The 20,138-nt window shown below is 56.4% G+C and carries 14 protein-coding genes, 1 tRNA gene and 1 pseudogene; 8 read left to right on the forward strand and 8 right to left on the reverse strand.

Features of this window, described 5'->3' with window-relative positions:
* Positions 1–127 precede the first annotated feature (127 nt).
* From AC0L7L_RS14365 to AC0L7L_RS14380, 4 genes are all read left to right on the forward strand, one after another.
* Positions 128–877 (forward strand): hypothetical protein, encoded by a 750-nt coding sequence (locus AC0L7L_RS14365; RefSeq protein WP_272212709.1) that lies wholly within the window; start codon positions 128–130, stop codon positions 875–877.
* A 72-nt stretch (positions 878–949) separates the two neighbouring features.
* Complete coding sequence (locus AC0L7L_RS14370; protein ID WP_272212710.1) at positions 950–1,141, forward strand: helix-turn-helix domain-containing protein; 192 nt, start codon at positions 950–952, stop codon at positions 1,139–1,141.
* Between the two features lie 17 nt (positions 1,142–1,158).
* Entirely contained in the window at positions 1,159–1,728 is a 570-nt protein-coding gene (locus AC0L7L_RS14375; protein ID WP_473509710.1) for a helix-turn-helix transcriptional regulator, read from the forward strand.
* A 65-nt stretch (positions 1,729–1,793) separates the two neighbouring features.
* Positions 1,794–3,371, forward strand: a complete 1,578-nt coding sequence (locus AC0L7L_RS14380; protein ID WP_473509712.1) for a tyrosine-type recombinase/integrase — start codon at positions 1,794–1,796, stop codon at positions 3,369–3,371.
* 50 nt (positions 3,372–3,421) lie between these two features.
* On the opposite strand, the gene AC0L7L_RS14385 is transcribed toward AC0L7L_RS14380, so the two are convergent.
* Genes AC0L7L_RS14385 through AC0L7L_RS14395 form a run of 3 tightly spaced genes read right to left on the reverse strand, consistent with a single transcriptional unit; the run spans position 3,422 to position 6,157 of the window.
* Positions 3,422–4,681: a hypothetical protein gene (locus AC0L7L_RS14385; protein WP_473509714.1), complete on the reverse strand. Its 1,260-nt coding sequence runs from the start codon at positions 4,679–4,681 to the stop codon at positions 3,422–3,424.
* Between the two features lies 1 nt (position 4,682).
* Positions 4,683–5,195, reverse strand: coding sequence for a hypothetical protein (locus AC0L7L_RS14390; protein ID WP_272212714.1), 513 nt, complete (start codon positions 5,193–5,195; stop codon positions 4,683–4,685).
* A complete protein-coding gene (locus AC0L7L_RS14395) occupies positions 5,192–6,157 on the reverse strand; it encodes an MBL fold metallo-hydrolase (RefSeq protein ID WP_272212715.1) in 966 nt (321 codons plus the stop codon). Before AC0L7L_RS14395 ends, AC0L7L_RS14390 begins: the two co-directional genes overlap by 4 nt.
* A gap of 104 nt (positions 6,158–6,261) precedes the next feature.
* On the opposite strand from AC0L7L_RS14395, the gene AC0L7L_RS14400 reads away from it, so the two are divergent.
* Positions 6,262–7,098 (forward strand): IS5 family transposase, encoded by an 837-nt coding sequence (locus tag AC0L7L_RS14400; RefSeq protein ID WP_272210312.1) that lies wholly within the window; start codon positions 6,262–6,264, stop codon positions 7,096–7,098.
* A gap of 240 nt (positions 7,099–7,338) precedes the next feature.
* Here AC0L7L_RS14400 and AC0L7L_RS14405 read toward each other — a convergent pair whose 3' ends face one another.
* The 5 genes from AC0L7L_RS14405 to AC0L7L_RS14425 form a co-directional block, all read right to left on the reverse strand.
* Positions 7,339–10,968: a type ISP restriction/modification enzyme gene (locus AC0L7L_RS14405; RefSeq protein ID WP_473509717.1), complete on the reverse strand. Its 3,630-nt coding sequence runs from the start codon at positions 10,966–10,968 to the stop codon at positions 7,339–7,341.
* Between the two features lie 14 nt (positions 10,969–10,982).
* Positions 10,983–13,901 (reverse strand): helicase-related protein, encoded by a 2,919-nt coding sequence (locus AC0L7L_RS14410; protein WP_473509719.1) that lies wholly within the window; start codon positions 13,899–13,901, stop codon positions 10,983–10,985.
* 441 nt (positions 13,902–14,342) lie between these two features.
* Positions 14,343–15,539 carry a tyrosine-type recombinase/integrase gene (locus AC0L7L_RS14415; RefSeq protein WP_473509721.1) on the reverse strand — a complete coding sequence of 399 codons (1,197 nt, stop codon included), beginning with the start codon at positions 15,537–15,539 and terminating at the stop codon, positions 14,343–14,345.
* A gap of 184 nt (positions 15,540–15,723) precedes the next feature.
* Positions 15,724–15,810: transfer RNA gene (locus AC0L7L_RS14420), tRNA-Leu, on the reverse strand.
* A 99-nt stretch (positions 15,811–15,909) separates the two neighbouring features.
* On the reverse strand, positions 15,910–16,212 hold the full coding sequence (locus AC0L7L_RS14425; protein ID WP_272212721.1) for an Rdx family protein: 303 nt from the start codon (positions 16,210–16,212) through the stop codon (positions 15,910–15,912).
* A 283-nt stretch (positions 16,213–16,495) separates the two neighbouring features.
* Here AC0L7L_RS14425 and omp10 point away from each other — a divergent pair, with 283 nt between their 5' ends.
* The 3 genes and pseudogenes from omp10 (at position 16,496) to hemH (ending at position 20,087) form a co-directional block, all read left to right on the forward strand.
* On the forward strand, positions 16,496–17,122 hold the full coding sequence (omp10, locus tag AC0L7L_RS14430; protein ID WP_272212722.1) for an outer membrane lipoprotein Omp10: 627 nt from the start codon (positions 16,496–16,498) through the stop codon (positions 17,120–17,122).
* Positions 17,123–17,253: 131 nt separating this feature from the next.
* Positions 17,254–18,864 (forward strand): annotated as a pseudogene (locus AC0L7L_RS14435) (bifunctional metallophosphatase/5'-nucleotidase); the annotation flags it as partial.
* A gap of 185 nt (positions 18,865–19,049) precedes the next feature.
* Complete coding sequence (gene hemH / locus AC0L7L_RS14440) at positions 19,050–20,087, forward strand: ferrochelatase (RefSeq protein ID WP_473509724.1); 1,038 nt, start codon at positions 19,050–19,052, stop codon at positions 20,085–20,087.
* Positions 20,088–20,138 lie beyond the last annotated feature (51 nt).

Below are 20,138 nucleotides of genomic sequence, written 5' to 3' on the forward strand. Positions count from 1 at the left end.
GCCGGTGCAAACCTGAAGAAATCTTGTGGAAAAGGCGATGTTGTCGAACTGTCCCCAACTCACCGAACGTTTGCATAGAGGTACGACAACGTCCAATCATAACGTCATGAGATTGGAGGCGGTTCCTATGGATGACAATTTTGAAGCGGGCTCGCGCGCAAACGATGCTGATGTGAAACCATCGGTTACGCGGGAAGATCTGAACAAGACTTGGATCGGCCTTGGGGCTGCACTGGAATGGATAGCGCTCCGCGGGCAACCAATTCCTCGAGAATCGTATCGTGATCGTGAAGACGAGGCAGATGAAGCCTTTGTTGCGAGGCTCGTGGACCTGCCTTCTAAGGTTGCTGACTCAATTGTTCGTGGAGTGCCTGAAGAAGATACCAGAAAGCAGGTTTCAATACCGAGCGGGATTTGGCGCCAAACGGCAACGTCGGATGTCAATGATGCTGACCGACCCTACAGGTTGATCGGAACGGATGATGATGACCAATGGGAAGGAGCGATCCTTGGAGTCCAGGTTGCTGGATATCGCAGGGTTCAGGTCAGGAGTGCGTTCATCCTCGAGAACTGGCCTGAACACACGTTGGAAATCGAAACGGATAGAAAGCGTGCGGTTTCCAGGGCGGAGGTCAGGCGCTTGATTGATATCATAGTTGCCAGAACGCCGGCGAGTTTAGCACCGATATCTAAAGACGACATAGCAGATCTGGTTCGAAGCATTATTCCGGAAGCGCCCAGAGATATGGTGCGCGATCTTCTTGGAGATTTTTTCCCAAACCCAAAACGCGGACCGAAAGGAAAGCGCGACCCACAAAGAAAATCTCGCCTTCAGAAATACCGCGAGGAATTGATCGCCGCGGAATTGCGGAATTAGGATTCTGCCCAACTGCACGGCACGTTCTCCGCATCCACCCGGGATTGGTCGGGTTCATACGGAGACAAAGCCATGCAGGAAACCACAGCACTATCCATCGCCCAGACCGCCCGTCTTCTCGGCATTGGTCGTTCCACACTCTACTGCATCATCAAGGAAGGCCGCTTGCCAGTGCGCAAGCTCGGCAAGCGCACTCTGATCCTGCGCGAGGATCTTGACCGGTTCATTGCTGCTTTGCCGGCCTCAAATCATCCATCCCGATAACAGGTTAAACTGCGGGCTTGCCAGGCCAGCAGCTCTTTTCTGGTGGAGTGGTGCCAATGGACCAGTCAAAACAGCGAGGCAGCGTTGCCAATAACACGTCGCATTACGCCACAGAGCACGATGCCAAGGCGGAGAATGCCGATGAAAACGGAGAATTCATCAATGAGTACGCTGCGGCGAGCCAGGCTTTCGAAATTGGCCGGAAGCCTCGCCCCATCGATGATTCTCGATCGGTTCTGCCCAGTCCAAGACTCAGCCCTCCGAAGAAGAGACCGGTCCAAAAAGGACGGTCGGTCGCAAGCGGATATCCGGATATGCAAACGACAGTCGATGAGCAGCCAAACGGAAAGGTATGGCCTTCGGCTTTGTCCCGGTCGCAAAATGGCCCGGTCGAACTTCCGCGGCTTATGCGGGTTGCCGAGGTGGCGGCCTATCTTGGTGTCAGCATCTCCAAGATCTGGCGATTGCTGAGAAGCAATCCAAGCTTTCCGCGCCCTATCAGGATGAATGGAACCACGCGGTGGGACCGGCTGGATATCGATCGTTTCATCGAAGACAGCAAGGTGCGTGGCCGTCGGGGTCGCTGACAATGTCTCGCAGATATGATCCCACCAAAGCGCGTCGTCACTGGGTCTATTCCAGACAGCAGGTCATGAACATCTATGAGGTGTGCGATGGCACAGTTTCGAATTGGATCCGTGCCGGGCTGGAGACCGTAGACAAAAGGCGCCCACAGCTTTTCGCAGGATACAGGCTGCGGCAGTTCATGACCGAGATGCGTTGGCCCGAGGGCCGGCGGGCCGAAAACGGCCGCATCTATTGCTCGGCCTGTCTTGGTTTCAAGCCGTTGGAAACCGGTTCCATCAGCACCTCATCGACTGACACAGAATGCCTCTCCGTGACAGGTATGTGCACGGATTGCCATAGCCTACTACAGGCTGACACACCAGCCGAAGAAGTGCCCGAGATCTTTGATGCTGCTATCAATATCCCCGGACATTCCTCCGACGCAATTGAAGATGGTGTCTCCCGGGTAATTCGGAGAAGCGGCGCTTCGATTCAGCCTGAAACCAACAAAGGCAACCTTCGCTGGCTATACGACTACCGCATCTTCCTCGAAAGCCACCAGGAATTCGATCCCAGAACGATTGATGAGCATTTGCGCGCCTTGGCCCGGATGAGTGCCTTTCTCGGACAGGGGCCATTCGAGCAGATCTCCATTGCCGATGCATGCAAGTTCAAGGATGAGCTGCGCCGGCGGCGGGAGCTGGGTGGCAGCGTGGGGACAAGCTGGTCGACACTCGTCCACACTCTCGATCGCTGCGGTGCTTTCTTCAGATGGCTCCAACGCCGACCGGGTATCGAGATGGATCCCGATCTCCCTGGCTACTTCAAACTCTCCCGCAAGGACCGGACGACCGAGTCGAGTATGGTGAAAGGCACGAGCCTGACTTTCGATCAGGCGCTTTGTCTCTTCAATGCCATGCCGAAGTTGACACCGATCGAGCTTCGGAACCGCGCCAGTATCGCGGTGTTCATCACAACAGGTATTCGAGTGGCCGCGCTGATCACGCTTCGCGGCAGGCATGTCAACCTGTTAACCCGTTGGATCAATCAGGATCCGCGCGACGTGAATACCAAATTCGGCAAACACATTCGCACCTATTTGCTCAACCTTGGCTCCGGACTTCTTGACGCAATCCGTGACTGGGCGAGGTGGCGCGAGGCGAACGGATTCGATGGTGATGCGCCTTTCTTTCTACCGGACAGATACATGCAGCCAAACGGCATCGGCTTGGGCTACCGTTCTGCCGAGACCGATTTGCCCGAATGCTGGAAGTCGGATGCTGCAATCCAGCGGATCATCAAGGATGCGGCCGCGGCCGCGGGCCTGCCGGAGGATGGAGTTTCGTCACACGACTTCCGAAAGGTTCTGCACCCGTTTCTCTCGAGGCAGGCCAACATGATGATCATAGAGGAAGTGGCGCTGCAGCTGAACCTAGGTCACACGCCAGCCGAGACAATCCGCAAGCACTACGCTTCCATGCTGGACGGCGAGCGCGAGGAAATCCTGGACGAGCTATGCCGCCGTGCGCTCTCCCATCGCAGCGAGCTCGAACTCTATCTGGCATATGAGCGTGGCGAGATCAGACAAGCGGATCCCGATTTCGAGCGTGCAAAGGAAATCTACCAGCGGAATTCGGCTCAAATCAGTTTACGTATCTCATGATTGCCGACTTCCTTATGGTATTGCCGCCAACCCCACTTCCCAAGTAGTCCTTATTTCCTGATCAGTAGCCAAAAAAACTCACCCCCGAGTATCCTCTCTGTCTTAGATGCCAGAAACTGCTTCATCGCATCTTCCCCAATGATTGCGGTCTCTGCGTCGGGATAGGGTGCGGTTTTTGGTATTGGTTCTGGGTAAACGATTTCCCATCGGAAACGCCCCGCAGGATAGGCTGCCTGGATCTGTCTGCAACGGCTGACGGGGCTCTTCGAGAAACCGACTTTGATGATTTGTGCACCTGCCGGTGCGGTCCAATCCGACGTCAACCATTCCTCTGGGTCGCATGAAAGGCGCATGACATAGAGGTGTTTCGGTCCATTAGGCTCCGCAATGAAGTACGGCTCCTTTGGCGGATGGACCGCGCGACTGACCTTGGTAATCTGGTTCAACTCGAATCTGTCGTTTCTGCCAGCGGTACTGTTGCCAAACAATGGAACTTCCACAATCGGAAGCCTCAACAGATTTGCAACATGATCAGGATCGATCACCGGCAACCCGCGGGCCCCGATCAGAGTTCCGGTAGCCTGCGTCACAAAGCCGGATAAAACGTCATCTACAAACGGCGGCGGATCCAGGTCAACTTTCCAAGCGCGGCTTGCTTTCAGCGAAAAGTGAAACTTATGCCGTCGCTCAGGATCACTCTCATGTTCAGCTCTTCGGGGCGCGCCAATGAAGTCAAATAGATGACCACTTTCATGCGTGACTTCGTAAAAGCCGACCAGTCGCTTTCGCAGATGAGCGGGCGACCTATTGCTGTCAGCCACGTAAATCGCGACGATCACGCCAGGCTCTGTTCGTTCGATAAACTTGCCGCGCATCCATTCTTGCGAAAAGCTCAGGCACCCCCAATCAGCCGGCGACCAGCCCCAGAATGAAGTGAGCCAGATTCCGCTAGTTTCGACTGCGTTATCGATCAAGCCGCGTGGTTCTGCTTCTTCAAACACCGCTGACCAGTCAAACCCGAAGACTTCCTTCTGAGATTCTTCCAAATCGATATCACCCAGAGCCGCGCGGATGTAGACCATGGCGTCCTCAGGCGGATACCGGGTACCCTTTTTAACGAGGATTGTGGTGAGCGGAGGCAGGTCTTGATCCTTACAATAGTGGAGGATTTCATAGAGATGGTCCCCGAGCCCTCGTCCGGTGGGATGGCTCCATCCGATAGCTTCAGCCACCATAGGATAGGTTGCACGCATCTTTTTCGCGGCACGCTGGGTTAGATACAGGGCGATGGCTTCCGCGGTATCCCTCATCCTATCTGTTCCGTTTCGGCACGCCGCACTTGCCGCCTTGATCGGCAGGCCACGACCAATTGGGGCCGTCTGTGTTGATCTGAACCAGCTGGGACCATCCGCTGCCGTGACATTGGTAGCATTGCGCGCAACGGCGGTATTTTGCCCCCAGGAACCCTGACAGTGTCTGGTTCCATACACCGCCATTGCGGACAGCTATGCTTTTGCCAAACAAAGCCGGCAGCCAATTGCCAAGCATCTTGTAAGCATGGTCGTTGTTGCGCGATCCATGATGGGCCGCCGTGTAGACAAGAGGACGGTCAGGTTGGACAAGATGGTTGTCGAAATCCCGTACTGGCCGGTCAATTCCGAAGGCAAGGCGAGAATCGCCCAGGAACAGTACACCAGGTTCGTCGTCGGTTTGTACCCGCTGAAACACAAGAGAGGCGACGTTCTGTTCCGTCAGGGTCAGCTTCAAGTACATAAGCATCGCGTTGGTTTCACGCTCGATCCTCTTGAGCTCTACGGCGTTCACTGGCCTAAGGAAACCCGACACCCCCCAGAAGGAATGGCGCCCTTCTCGAATGCGGCGAAGTCGAACCATCGAACCGGTATATCAAACATCGCCGCTGCACTGGCGATCTCGCGGATCGCTTCTGCTGTATCGATCGAACTGCGAAACAGGCTTCTGGCAAGCTGCGCGTCTTCCGAGGAGTGCCGAAAGCCACGTTCCACCTGATACTCCCAATCATCGCCACCGCCCACGCCAAATATTTCGACACTTTGACCGAGCCGGTCATACACATTTGCGCGTTCTGTTAGAGGTTCAGCATGAAGCTCGCTGGTTTCCAGATCGGACCGGATTATCTCCCAATCATCTTCCGAGAAACCCCAGGAATTGGCGGCTCTCGCCGTCCGGCTGCCCTCCAAATCTGAGGAGCGTAGGTCAGCATCGCCGGCAGAGAAAACCTTTGTCTGATCATCCGGAGAAATTTCGGCTTTCATATACTGATGATGAAGCATTGATTGGATGGACCGGAATAGCCCCTCCCTGGCCGGACGGACGCCCATTGGCTGGATTTCTTTATCGATCTTTCGCTGACTTCTCCCGATCTCGTATGCTGCAGCATTCGCCCCTTCATGCAGCATGGAGACCAGCCGGTCCGGATTGGTCAGGGCATATTCCACAGCTCCTGCCCAGCCACCTGGCAGCCAGAACTCTCCGATGTCATTGCCTTCGGCAAGCCATGTCTTGATGAAGGCAGGAAAGCCGCCCGCATGATCATGATCGCGGTGAGTGCAAATGGCGATGTCAATGGTGTCCGTTATCTCGGGACAATGCTCGCGGACGGCTTTATAGAGACCGTTCTTCTTCGGTCCCTCAGACTTTGACTGTCCCCCATCGACGAGAATGACCCATCGTTTTCCACGATGATCGGTTTCAAGAATGAAGCTTTCGCCGCTTGTGAGCGGCAGTGCAGTAAATCGCGACGCCATCAGAACCTCCCTTGGTTGCAGCTCTTAGAGCCCGATTTAAAAGTTGTTGAGTGATATCAGAAGGATGTGATTCAACCACCTCTGCCAAGAACGTGGAGGATCGCATGCCCTGGAATGATATCACCCGCCTGCAGCATAACCGGGATCGCCTTCGCTATCCAACCGATTTGACGGACCGTGAGTGGGCTGTAATTGCTCCACTGATACCGCTGGCCAAGCCCGGCGGGCGGCCACGGAAAACGAATATGAGGGAAGTGGTGAACGCGATCCTTTATATTGCGGGCAGCGGCAGTCAATGGCGGGCTCTGCCGAAGGACTTCCCTCCGGTCTCCACGGTGCGAGGCTATTTCTATGGCTGGCGCGACATCGGCCTTTGGCAGACCATCAATCATCTGCTCGTCTGCGCTACGCGCGAACTGGAGGGGCGCGAGGCCTCGCCCACAGCCGGTGTCATCGACAGCCAGAGTGTCAAGACCACCGAAAGCGGCGGGGTTTCGGGCTACGACGCCGGCAAGAAGATCAAGGGCCGCAAGCGCCACATCATCACCGATACGATCGGGCTGATGCTGTTCGTGCTTGTCCATGCTGCCGATATCCAGGACCGCGACGGTGCGCCCGATGTCCTGAAAGCCATCCGCTACCGTTTCCCCTGGTTGCGCCATGTCTTCGCAGATGGCGGCTATGCCGGGCAGAAGTTGCGAAAAGCGCTGCGCGGATGCGGCCAATGGAACCTTGAAATCATCAAGCGCTCCGACATAGCGAAAGGCTTTGAGGTTCTGCCCCGCCGATGGGTGGTGGAGCGCACCTTCGGCTGGTTCGGACGATGCCGTCGGTTGGCCAAAGATTGGGAAAAGTCCATCGCAAGCGCCACAGCATGGGTCAACATCGCCAGCATCAGGGTGATGACCAGACGCCTCGCACGATATTGTTTCCCATCATGAACTTTTGAATCCGGCTCTTAAATACGCGCCTGCGCTACTGTTGGGCTTCCATCATATCGATGAAATCTGTCCACTTAATTTTAGAGCCAGTCTTCGTCTTACCTTTAAACCATTCGAGACCTGTTTTCGTAACCTTGCATCGCCCTAGATATGTTTTTCCATCTGGCGAATAAACCGATAGAACCATGCCTGAATTCTTGACAGCCAGATCCAGTCCGAATTCTGCGATTGAAACCTTCACTACACTTCTCCTTGCTTGCTTGAATGAAAGGCCCCCGGCCAGCCGCCATGCTTCTCGATCACCTCGTCGATCTCGGCCATGATCCGCCGGGTTTCGGTCAAGGCGACGACGACGCGGCGGTAGTGGAGAATGTCTTCGTCGGTCAGCACGCGGCCGGGCGAGGCTTTCTTGCCGCCCTTGGCGGCGCGGTCCTTCAGCCATTTCTCGCAGACCTGGTAGCCGCCAACATGAAACTCCCAGGTCGCCCTGGGCACATCCTCGAACCAGCGCGAGGCGTTGATCATCACCTTGCCGTTCTCGTACTTCGGATAGCCCTTTTCGACGCGGGCTTCGCCAGTGCCGTTGAAGGTGGTCGCGGGGTCGAACTTCGCCGAGTCCTTCAAAACGGGCCCGTCGTCGGGATTTAGAAGATGCAGCGCCACGAGTTCGCGCCCGAGTGGCACCAACGCCTGGAACAGTTTCAGGCTCCCGGGCGTGGGGATACGCGGGAAATCCGACTTCAGGAATTCGGCATAGCGGGTGCGGTAGGAAGGCGCGTGGAGGATGGCATAGATCCAGTCGAACAGGTCGCAAGGTCCGATGGTCCTGGCAAGATCTCCGCGCCCATCCCACCCTGCCTTATCGAGCGAGAGCTGTTCGGGCTTTTCATAGCGGTAGTCTGCGCCGAGGCTCTCCTGTTTCCCACGTGTGATCCCGTCGTTGTATGTCAGCCCGACTGCTGCGCCAAAACCTTGGGCAAACGTGCGGTCGATGTTCGGGCGGCGATGGGATTCACCTGCGGAAGGTTCGAGCCAGAGGGGGAAAAGGTAGTTCACCTCTTTTATGGAAACGCTGTGGTGCTGGATTAACTCCGAGAATGCGAACACATGATTCCAGCCACCCACGATTTCGGTACCGCGCACAGTCGAGATCCCCACATTCCTGCCGCCGATCATGTGGCGCATCACTTCCGGCCGCGGCCTGCATTGGAAACCGCGTGACTTTCCAGTAAATACGGTGGACCGGAAGTCGAATGGCCGATAGGCGATCTGTTGAAGATGATCTTTCCAATTCTTGAGTGATTTTAAATCATCCTGCGCATAGGCTGTCTGCCAATCGTCCGGCTCCTTTTTGTTTTTCAAAACAACTTCAACCGGATTTGCGGACACCTCCAGCTTCCACTTGTTCGGCCCACCGCGCTTGTCTCGCTCGATTAACAAAGGCTGGAGATCGGTGTCGAGGAATTGCTGAACCGTGTGTTCCATTTCCTGCTTGGTAAACTGGACGCACAGTTCGTCATTTGCAGTGACGATCCCGGCATTGTTCAGCGCCTGGATATCCTGGAGTGAAGGTGCGGCGTAAAATTCCGCCATCAATGGGTTCTCCGCGCCCTCAGATGTTTCCATCGGCGTCAGCCTGAAAATCGGCGGCAGGGGATGGATGGGATTTACTGCGCCACCCAACCCATTTCGTTCCAGCCAAGTCAGCTTGCCGTTGTCGCCGGTGCCCTCACCAAGCACACCGAGAAGATCGGTTTGCTTGACCCCGAGGTCTGTGTTCAGCTTTCCTGCAATCGTGATGTTGGTGCCTTCCTCTATGTCGAAGACGCCTTCGTCTCTTGAACCATCTGGTGCGGTTTCGCGTTTGTTGATGTTGCCATGCAGATCGACGATGCGCAGCATCGGGAAGCTGTCCATCAGCTCTGTGCGAACGCCGCGAAAGGTGGGGCTATCTAGCCAGGAGTTGGAGGTAATGTAACCAAGCACACCGTGGCCGGACTGCTCAATCTGGAGCATGGCAAAGGCAATAAATTTTACATAGTCGTTGTTGAGCCATTTCGGGTTTCTCTCGTTCAAAGGCTCGCCACGCACATGAAAGAACCGCTGGATGATCTCGCCCGCAAAAGTGAGTTTTCCCTTCACCTTGCTGGGGTTCATAGAATGGCCCTTGTAGGGCGGATTGCCGATCACAACGGTGAACGGTGTGGTGTCCTTTGCCTCATTGGCGCGTTCTGCCTCATGGGCCAGAGCCTTAAGTCGCATTCGTTCTTCCAGATCGAGATCGCGGGATGGCTGAAGCGAGTTGGTGAGCAGAATGTGGGCCCGGTCGCCATCCTTAATCTTGTATCCAGTCTCGGTGAGCTTCAGCCCGATCTTCAGATGGGCGATGGCATAAGCTGCCATCTTGAGTTCGAACGCTGTGATCCGCGGTAGGAGGTGCTTCGGCACATAGGCATTCCACGCCTCGGCGATTTCCGCCTCGCGCTTGCCTTCACCCTTCCAGTGCTCCATCATGCGGTTGTAGATCAGGTCGATCACCTCGACCAGAAAGGTGCCGGTGCCGGTCGCGGGATCAAGGATCTGCACAAAGGGCGTATCGGGCTTTACATGAGCAGGAACGGCAATCTTGTCATTCCGTGCCGCCAGTTCGCCCCAGTTGGTGGTGTCGGCGAGACCGAGCGGCAGGCCGAACTGCTCTCGCAGCATCTCATCCACACCGCGCACGATGAAGCCGACAACCGCGGGCGGAGTGTAGAAAATGCCTGCGTCAACCTTCTGGTCCCGATCATATTCATCTATGAAGTTTTCGTAGAAATGGATGACCGGATCCATTTTCGGGTTCCGGTTGCCGAAATCTCGCAGCACGGCCTCCATGTTGGCCGTGTTCAGCATGTCTACTACATCGCGCACGCCAAGCTCGTCGAAATCCATACCCTGCCGCTTGTCCCGGCCGCCGAGCTTCAAAAAACTTTCGAATAGTTCCTTCAGGAAGGGATTCGTCTTCGGCACCATGTCGGCCATGTTGTCGGCCACCAGCAGCGCGCCGGGCCGCGAGATCCGGGCGGCCAGCATGCCATAGCAGATGGTCTGGGCGAACATGTCGGCAAAGCCATCCTCGTCCAGATCCTGGATCAAGTTCTTGCGAAAGGCCTCAAGCATGGTGCGCATGGGCCCCTTGTCGCTCTCGGCTTCCAACAACTGATTAGCGCGGGCACGGATTTCCGTTGCGAGAACGGCGAGTCGGATCGCTAGATCCTTCGAGGTTTTGATTGTCTCGTTGAGCCGCAATTCGAAGGCTGAAGACCACTGTTCTCGCCATGCCTTTTGGTCCGAAGGATCGTCGGGCCAATGAAGCTTCTGAGCCAGCGTTTTGCCGACGTGATCATTGTGAAGCTTGGTGTCCCTTGCGTTCCAACCGAGGACCTTCATCACCGGCAGGTCGTTTGTTGCCAGACCGTCTGAGAAATGCACAAAGGCGAGTTCGCGTTCGCCGGACTTGCCGAAGTTGGCGGCAAAGATCAGGTCGTTCTTGTCCCATGCCTGTCGCTCGGCTGCCTGCGCGCCTGCACGCTTCTTGACGACAAGGCCCCGCAGAATGCGGCGCAGTACGGTCACGGAGATCGACTTCTCCTCAAAGGAGACAAAGAAGATGCCCCAGGGCTGGTTTGTCGCTAACGGCCTCAACTGGTGGATCTCACGAATTTTCGCGGTTTCTTCGGGTTTCAGGCCCAGTTCGCTGGCCTCATACTCAAAGACGAGATCTTCTAAGTCATAGCCGTAGATCGGCCAGTCGAGCTTGTCCTCAAGAATTTCGATCAGCTTGGGAAAGCTGTTGACCCTGGCCAGTTCTGCTGCGGTGATATCGGTCATTTATTTCGCCATTCTCAACTGAGTTCCATCCAGGCCTTCAATACAGGCCCGACACCCACCGGCGCCTGCACTTTGCGCAGGAAGGATTTTACGATGTGTCTTTCGACTGCGGTGCGAACATCCGACAGTTGAAGCCGCTCCATCTCGACCTTGCGCGGCGTCTCCGGCGTTGAGCGGATCGCGTCGACGATTCGTGGCGCGTCTTCGATGATGTCCTTGCTGGCGACATCATAGAGATACCACTGTACGTCGCCCGCCTCCGTGGTCCAGACATCCTCGCCGGATTGGTCGCTGGCCGCCTTGTCATGGGCCGGCCGCGCATAGCAGAAGAAGACCGCCCGGGTTCCAGGCTTGATGTTTTCCTTGCCGGAAAAGACGGCATTCGGGAAGCCATCCAGCATCTCGTCCAGCTCCGGGTGCTGCTTCAGCAGATCCTGCCATTCGAGGTGCATCTGCTCGTCAGGGCTCTTCTGGCCTTCATACTGCGCCTCGAAGTTCTTCAGATCTTCATAGTCGTCGTCTTCGCGCAATAGCTTGCCATGCTCGATGCCAAGCGTCTTGGATATGCGCAGCGTTTTGTGGGCAACCTTTCCGTAAAGGCGAAGGAGTTCATCCAGGTCTCCCGGTGGCAGAAAGTTCCAGTAGGCGACTGTGCCCCGCAAATCCTTTTGATCCGGATGATCCTTCAGGATCTTCGCCTCAATCAGTGGATTCATGCGCCGGTCGACACGGCCGATGCGCTGCATCAGGCGAACCGGATTCCAGTGAAGATCGTAATTGATCAGGCGCGTTGCGTCCTGAAGGTTCAGACCTTCAGACAGGACGTCGGTCGAGACCAGCACACGGATTTCCTTGTCGCCCTGTTCTCGGCTGGAGCTTTCATTGTAGTAGGGCGAGAAGCGTTGAATGATCTTTGATCGGTCGCCCTTTGTGCCGCTGTCTATCTGCTCGACACCGTCGATGCCGGCATCTCGCAACTGCTTGGCCAGGTAGCGCGCCGTATCCCCGAACTCACTAAAGATCAGAACCTTGTGCTTGGACAGCGTCTTGTCCGTTTTCAACATCTGGATCAGCCTCTTGAGCTTGAAGTCCTGGCTCGGTTTGAATTTCTCGAGCTCGTATAAAAAGTCTGCGATCTGCTCGAGGTCAGCCAGGGTGTCAGCGATGATCTCTTCAATCTTGAAATCGTCGCGTTCGAGCTTTTCGACGGCTTCCAGAAGCTCGGCGGGAACCAGGTCTTCGTCTGCCTCCGGATCAAGCAAATCCTTTTGAGGTTGATAGCCCAGCAACTTGGCATGTTTGCGTTTCCAGCGCTCGAGTTGCGCCTTCTCATGATCCGTCTCGCAATGGACTTCGAGCCAGGCCAGCAATTTTTGCAGTAATCGCCAGCAGGATTGCCGGAAGGCTTCGGCAGAACTTTCAAAGCGTTTCAGGAAGCTGGTCCGGATCAGCGCGACAACCTGTTTCAAACGGCCACGCTCAAGTGCGGTTGCGACGTCTTCGGTGTCGCCCTTGTAGTAGGCGTACGGATTATAGATCCCGAGCACAAACAGCGGTTCACGCTTGTTGAAAGCGTTTGCCACCATATCGAGCAGCTTGCCGTAGGTCTGCCGGACCGAATATTCAGCGACAGTGGGCTTGCGCGGCTGCGGGAACATGACGTCCCCGCCACCCTCGCGCTTCATGCTTTCCTTGACATAGCTTCGGCTGCGCTGGACGACCAGGGCATCAAACAGCGGGTCGGACTGAAGGCGGGACGACACGTCTGCTGAGTTTAGCTGCAGCTCCGGATCATCGGTCCGACCGTAGATCTCATTCTCAATCCGCTTCTCAAGTTGACGGATGTATCCTGGGAGCGAATGGATGCCGAGGGTTCCTCCGGAGAAATGGTCAGCCTGGTGTTGGGTAAAGAGCTCCACCATATGCTGAAAATCAGTGAGGCGGTTGTTGATCGGTGTCGCGGTGAGCATGAACATCTGCTTGCCCCCCGCCAGATCGTAGAGTCGCCAGTAGCGCGATTTTCGGGCCTCGTCCTCTTCTCCCCGGATGCCTGTGTTCCTGAAGTGATGCGCTTCATCGATGATGATCACGTCCGCTTCTTCCGCGACACGTTCGAGTTCTTCCTCGATTTTTTCACGCATCAGGTCGGTGTGGCTAAAGATTTTCAAACGGCTGTAGCCTTTGAAAACATCTGGAAGACGGTTGCGCAGTTCGCGCTCCCACACCGGCTCCTTGGCTGCCTTTGGAACGAAAAGGGCGACGTTCTTTTTCTCATGAACGGCAAAGCGCTCGATCAGCATCAGTCCGATGAAAGTCTTGCCCAGACCGACGCCGTCGCAGAGGAACGCTCCGCCATATTTTTCGGCGCGCTTTAGGAGCCCGCCATACCCATCTTTCTGGTACTTGGCCAAAACCGGAAAGATCCGCGAGTTGCGTTTCTCCCATTCACCGGCTGTTTCCTCATGGCCAAGGAAATATTGCTGAAGCGAACGGGCATAGGTTTCGAATGGCGAGTATGGCCGTGTGTGGCGCTCGGCCACCTTCAGGATTTCTGGCGTCACATCCTCCGCCTGGTCCCAATGCTCTTCGTACCACTCCTGCAGTACCGCCACCGGTGTGCCGGAAATCTGGACGTTCAATTCAATGTTCTGGGTAAGGCCCGGCAGCGTGAAGTTTGAAGACCCTACCAGCGCAAAGGACCCTATCACTTCCTTCCGGGCATGCGTGATGTAGGCCTTTGCGTGAAACTTGTCCTTTCGATACACCCGGCATTCAATTTTGCCGGTGCGTAGCGCATCGACGATCGCGTCGACACCGTCAAGGAAATGGTTCTTGGTTTTTGCGATCTCGATACTCTTGTTCAGCCGCTCCGAAACTGCCCCAACGGCATTCTCGAATGCCTTCTTTGTCCTTTTCGATACCTCATCCCCCATAAGGATGCGGATCTTGTCCAGCTTCTGCCATTCCCCATCGAGCTCCAGGAGAGCCCCAATTTCAAAGAATCCTGACGCTATATCGAATTGACGAGAGAACTCACACCAATCCCGCAAATATCTGGATGCCTTGAAATCCTCATCGCTGTTATCGACGATGAACAACTCACTTCCGACTTTGTGGCTTGAACGCGTGGGCAACATCAACTCCGAAAAAATGTGGATATGCGATTTGCATACACGGTAGGTTAGCTGGAGGGATTCTACAATCTCAGATTAGCGATGTGCTCGGTTGCGTGCAGCTTCGGAAATGCCGGAAATCGGGTTCCTTTTGGAGGGTTGATGGGAGACACCGGGTTCCTGATGGGGAGGGGATGGTCGTACCGTCAAGAAAGTGGCTGAAAACCATGGCAATGCGGGTAAGTATCTGCCCCAATGTCCCTATTTGTTGTTGCCTCTCGAAACCTCCCCAATCTTCTCCGCCCACCATGCGGCCATTCTGACGCGTTCTTCCCAATATGCTCCACGGTGGTAGGCGCGGCGGACCCCGTTGCCGCTCACATGGGCGAGCTCGGCCTCGATCGCATCGGCGTTCCACAGCCCGCTCTCGTTCAATAGCGTGGAGGCGGTCGCGCGAAAGCCGTGGGAGGTCGCTTCGTGTTTCTCGAAGCCCATCCTCCGCAGGGCTTGGTTCAGCGTGTTTTCACTGATCGGCCGCTCGAGTGATGTGCTCGATGGAAACACAAGCCGAAGGTTGCCAGTGTGCCGCCGATGTTCGCGCAGTATTTCTACTGCCATGGGCGGCAGCGGCTTCCGGTGAACCCGGCGCATCTTCGCCCGCTCTTCAGGTATCGTCCAGGTGGCCTTGTCCAGATCGAATTCTGTCCATTCCGCTTGCCGCAATTCGCCGGGCCGGGGATACAGCAAAGCCATCAACTTCAGGGCTGCCTGTGTTTCGATAGAGCCGGTGTAGGTCCAGACGGCCTTGATCAGCCTGGTGAACGGATCCCATTCAGTCAACGCGGCCCGATGTGTGACCTTCGGAGCGATGATGGCGCCTCTCAGTCCGAAGGTGGGATCGTTGCTGACCCGGGCCGTTGCAATCCCATAGCGGAACACCTGGCTGATCACCGCCCGCAGCCGGCGCGCGGTCTCATAGTTTCCGAGCGCCTCGACACGACGAAGAGGCACCAGAATATCGGCGGCGTCGATCTCGCCAATAGGCTTCGATTGCAGATCCTTGAGCGCAAGCCCGATCAGCCAGCGCTTCTTGTTCATCGTCGCCTCCGATTTTCCTTCACGGCTGTTCTTTTGGAGAAACTCCTCGGCGAGAGCCTCGAAGCTGTTGGTTGCAGCATCGGCCTTGGCGATCTTGTCCTGCTTTTTCTTCTGGGATGGATCGACATCGTCGGCGAGCAGCTTTCTTGCTGCATCCCGATGAGCACGGGCCTGGGCGAGTGAAACATCCGGCCATGCACCAAACGCGAGCTGCTTCTGCTTGCCGCCGTAGCGATAGACCATTCGCCAAAGCTTGCTGCCGTTCGGATTGACGACGAGCAACAGGCCGCCGCTGTCTCCGTGCTTGGTTGCCTTCTCGCCCGGTTTGAGCGCGCGAATCCTGGTGTCAGTGAGTGGCATGTGATGGCGTCCGACTCGATTGAGTGATGGCATGGTGCTGCGATGCCAGCAATTATGCCATCAAATTCTCTGGATGCCATCACATGCCGGTGGACGGTGCAGGACGTTGAACTCGCCAAAACCAACAAAAAACCCCGCTTTCGCGGGGTTTTTGGATTTTCCTGGACGTTCCGGAACAAGAAATTGGTGCCCAGAAGAGGACTCGAACCTCCACACCCTTGCGAGTACCAGCACCTGAAGCTGGCGCGTCTACCAATTCCGCCATCTGGGCAACGACCGCTCGTTTAAGAGACCCGGCGGGTTTCGTCAACGGGTATTTGACGTTTTCACGACAAAAAACGCAATGCGATGCCGGGCCACCCGTTTGCGGTCAGTTTTCGTCGTTTTGGCGATCGGCGCGATCGGCATGGCCGAGATCGCGCTCGGGATCGATGATATCGCGGACACGTTGCTTCAGTTCCTTCGGCCCGGGAAAGCCGCCGTCGCGCTTGCGCTCCCAGATCAGTGCGCCATCAACCATGATTTCGAAGATGCCGCCTGTTCCCGGCTTCAGCGTGACCGCACCGAGTTCGTGCGAGAAGGTCGAGAGCAGTTCCTGCGCCATCCACGCAGACCGCATCAGCCAATTGCACATGCTGCAATAGTGGATTGTCACTGTCGGCTTGCCGTTCATCTCGCGCTCCCTAAATCTGTCATTTTCGATCCTTATGCGCATGGGCGAACACAAGGCAACACCGGCAGGAGGCGTCTATGCCAGCTCTGGTCATTTCAGCGCGATTTGGTCTGGGCGAGAGCAAAGGAGCAAATACTGCAAAAAGGCGCCGGACCGACAGGTCCGGTGTGGGCCAAGGAACACAGAACCTGTCCAGAATTCCATCCGGCTGGAACCAAATGCCCGCCCAATGGTTGCTTTTTAAGGCAAAATAGGCCTTTGTAACGCAAAGACAGGACCGCAGATGAGTATCAATGTGAAACCGTTCCTCGCCACAACATTTTCCGCCTGCGCCCTGCTTCTGGCGGGTTGTTCCACCTATGAGCAGCCGCGCGGCCTGCCCGCGCCCGCACAACCGCAGGCGCAGCGGACAGCGGCGGATGGCCAATGGCTGGACAAGAACGGCATCATTTCAAGCTTCTCGGCCGGGAAATTCGAAACCCGCACAACAGATTCGAACCAGGTCCTGGCCGTCGGCAGCTACACTGTAAACGGTAATGTCGTCGAAATCGACCTCACCTCGGTGGTCAGACAGACCCGTTCACGCGTGAACTGCCTGATTGCGACCAGCTATCTGATGAACTGCACTCCGAGCCAGGGGGACCGTTTCTCGCTCTACAAGCCGGCACTAGCGCCGGTCGGTTTCACGCTCGATGACGCAAACGCCATGGCCGCCAACACCACCCAGCAGCCCATGGCGTCTGGCAATGCAGTAGTTGGACAACCGATGGGTTCCGCACCACAGACGGGCTACCCGACGACCTATCCTGCGGCCACAACCCCGCCCCCGCAAACGTCAACTTCTCAGGCCTGCAGAGCAGTTCCGGTTACTGAAGTCGATGACAGGTGCAGTGGCTCCCTAGGGCTGTAACAGGTGGAGGATTGCTTGTTTTCCGTCAAACGGAGGCTTGACGGCGCACCCAAAATCATCGTCACATTCCATTGCTATACTCAGCACCGGGCGGTAAGCACCGCGCCCCATTTTCGAACCAGGAGCCTGCCATGCAATCCTTCTCCAAAGCCGCCCTGCTCGCGGCTTCCGTGCTGTCGCTTTCCGCCGGCAGCGCCCTTGCCGATTTCGACATCGAGATCCTGCACAACAATGATTTTCACTCACGTTTCGACCCCATCAACAAGTATGACTCCAGTTGCCCGGCAGAAGACGATGCAGCAGGCGAATGCTTCGGTGGCGCGGCGCGGCTTCTGACCGCCATCAATGAGACCCGTGCTGCGCTGGAAGCGGACGGCAAGAATGTCATCCTGCTGAACGCCGGCGACAATTTCCAAGGGTCTCTGTTCTACACCTTCTACAAGGGTGAGATGGAAGGCGAATTCATGAACATGCTCGGTTACGACGCGATGACCGTCGGCAACCATGAATTCGATGACAGCGAGGACGGCCTCAAGACCTTCCTGGATATCGTGACCTTCCCCGTGGTCACCGCCAATGTGAAGACCAATGCCGATTCCACCGTCAAGGGCATGATCGAGCCCTCGATCGTACTCGACATCGACGGTGAGAAGGTCGGCATCATCGGCGCAGTCACCAATGACACACCGGAAATCGCCTCGCCCGGCAAAAACATCGACATCACGGTCGACGTCGACGCGATTACCACCGAGGTCGAAAAACTGCAGGGTGAAGGCGTCAACAAGATCATCGCGCTCACCCATGTGGGCTATCCGCGCGATCTTGCGGCCATCGCCGTGATCCCGGGTGTCGATGTCGTCGTCGGCGGCCACTCGCATACGCTGCTGTCGAACACCGATGAAGACGCAGCCGGCCCCTACCCGACCATGGTCGACAATCCCGATGGCTATCAGGTGCCCGTGGTTCAGGCCAACCAGTACGGCAAGTATCTTGGTGACCTCAGCGTCGTCTTCAACGATGACGGCGTGGTAACGTCTGCCAAGGGCGATCCGATCCTTCTCGATGCATCCTTCACGCCGGATGAGAACGTCACCAGCTGGATCGCCGAGAAGGCCGAGCCTCTCGAAGAGCTCAAGATGGAAGAGGTCGGAGAATCGTCGGCACTGATCGTCGGCGACAGAGACGTCTGCCGCACCGAGGAATGCCCGATGGGCAATCTCGTCGCCGATGCCATGCTCGAACGCGTTGCAGACCAGGGTATCAGCATAGCCATCCAGAACGGCGGCGGTGTCCGCGCTTCGATCGATCCCGGTGTCGTGACCATGGGCGAGGTGTTGACCGTGCTTCCCTTCCAGAACACCATCGCAACATTCCAGCTCAAGGGTTCCGATCTTGTTGCAGCGCTCGAAAATGGCCTTTCCCAGATCGAAGACGGCGGCGGCCGCTATCCGCAGGTGTCCGGCCTGAAATACACCTATGACGCCAGCAAGGCGCCGGGGAGCAGGGTTGTTTCCGTCGAAGTCGAGACCGGGGAAGACGAATTTGCGCCGATCGAGCTCGACACCGTCTACGGCATCGTCACCAACAATTACGTACGCGGCGGCGGCGATGGTTATGCTGTTTTTGCCGAAAACGGTATGAACGCCTATGATTTCGGGCCGAACCTTGAAGAGGCTGTCGCCGAATATCTCGGCATGAACAGCCCCTACATCCCCTATGTCGACGGCCGGATCACCAATGTGGCCCACCAGTAAGGCTTACCGATGAGAGCGGTATTCGCGGTCCGGCTATGCCGGGCCGTTTGTTTTTGCCCAAGGGAACGCGACAATTCGGCAGTCTGGCGGTGCCTGCGCTTCGTATCTATATAAGGCGAAGGGTCCAGCGCCCTGAAAGTTTGGACCACATGAAACGCAACCGGGATAGATAAATGTCTGAAATGCATGCCGCCTGGCCGGATAACCATCCAAGCGTCGCCTTTGGCAAGGTCGGGGTCCTCCTCGTCAATCTCGGAACGCCCGATGGCACGGACAAGAAATCCATGCGCCGTTATCTGGAAGAGTTCCTGAAGGACAAACGCGTGATCGAATGGCCGCGTGCCCTGTGGTATCCGATCCTTTACGGCATCGTCCTGAACCGCCGGCCTGCCAAGGTCGGTGAAGCCTACGAGCTGATCTGGAACAAGGAGCAGGATGAAAGCTTCCTGCGCACCTATACAAGAAGCCAGGCAGAGAAGCTGGCGGAGCATTATGCCAACACCGAAAACCTTGTGATCGACTGGGCGATGCGCTACGGCCAGCCCTCAATTCCGGCCCGGATCGAAACGCTGAAGGCTGCCGGCTGCGAGCGCATTCTGCTTTACCCGCTCTATCCGCAATATGCCGCCTCGACCACGGCGACAGTCAACGACAAGGCCTTCCAGACACTGCTCGACATGCGCTGGCAACCGGCACTGCGCACCGTGCCGCCCTATCATGATGATCCGGTCTATATCGATGCGCTGGCGCAATCGGTCACCGACCATCTGGCGACACTTGACTGGGAGCCGGAGCTGATCATCGCGTCTTTCCACGGCATTCCGCAGTCCTACTTCAAGAAGGGTGATCCCTATCACTGCCAGTGCCAGAAAACGGCGCGGTTGCTGCGCGAGAAGCTCGGGTTTTCCAAGGAACGACTGATGATCACCTTCCAGTCGCGTTTCGGACCGGAGGAATGGTTGCAGCCCTATACCGACAAGACCGTTGAAGGATTACCGAAAAAGGGCGTGAAGCGCATTGCCGTCCTCAACCCCGGCTTTGTTTCAGACTGTCTCGAGACACTTGAAGAAATCGGCGAGCAGGCGCGCGAGAGCTTTATGGAGCATGGCGGCGAGAAATTCACCCATATCCCCTGTATGAATGACACGCCGACAGGCATGCGGGTGATCGAACATGTCGTGTCACGCGAACTTCGGGGGTGGCTCGAATAGAGACCAGCTCCACGTGTGAAATTTCAGGGGCACGCCAATGCGCTGCTCCGC

The organism is Martelella sp. K41-7, from assembly GCF_055808365.1.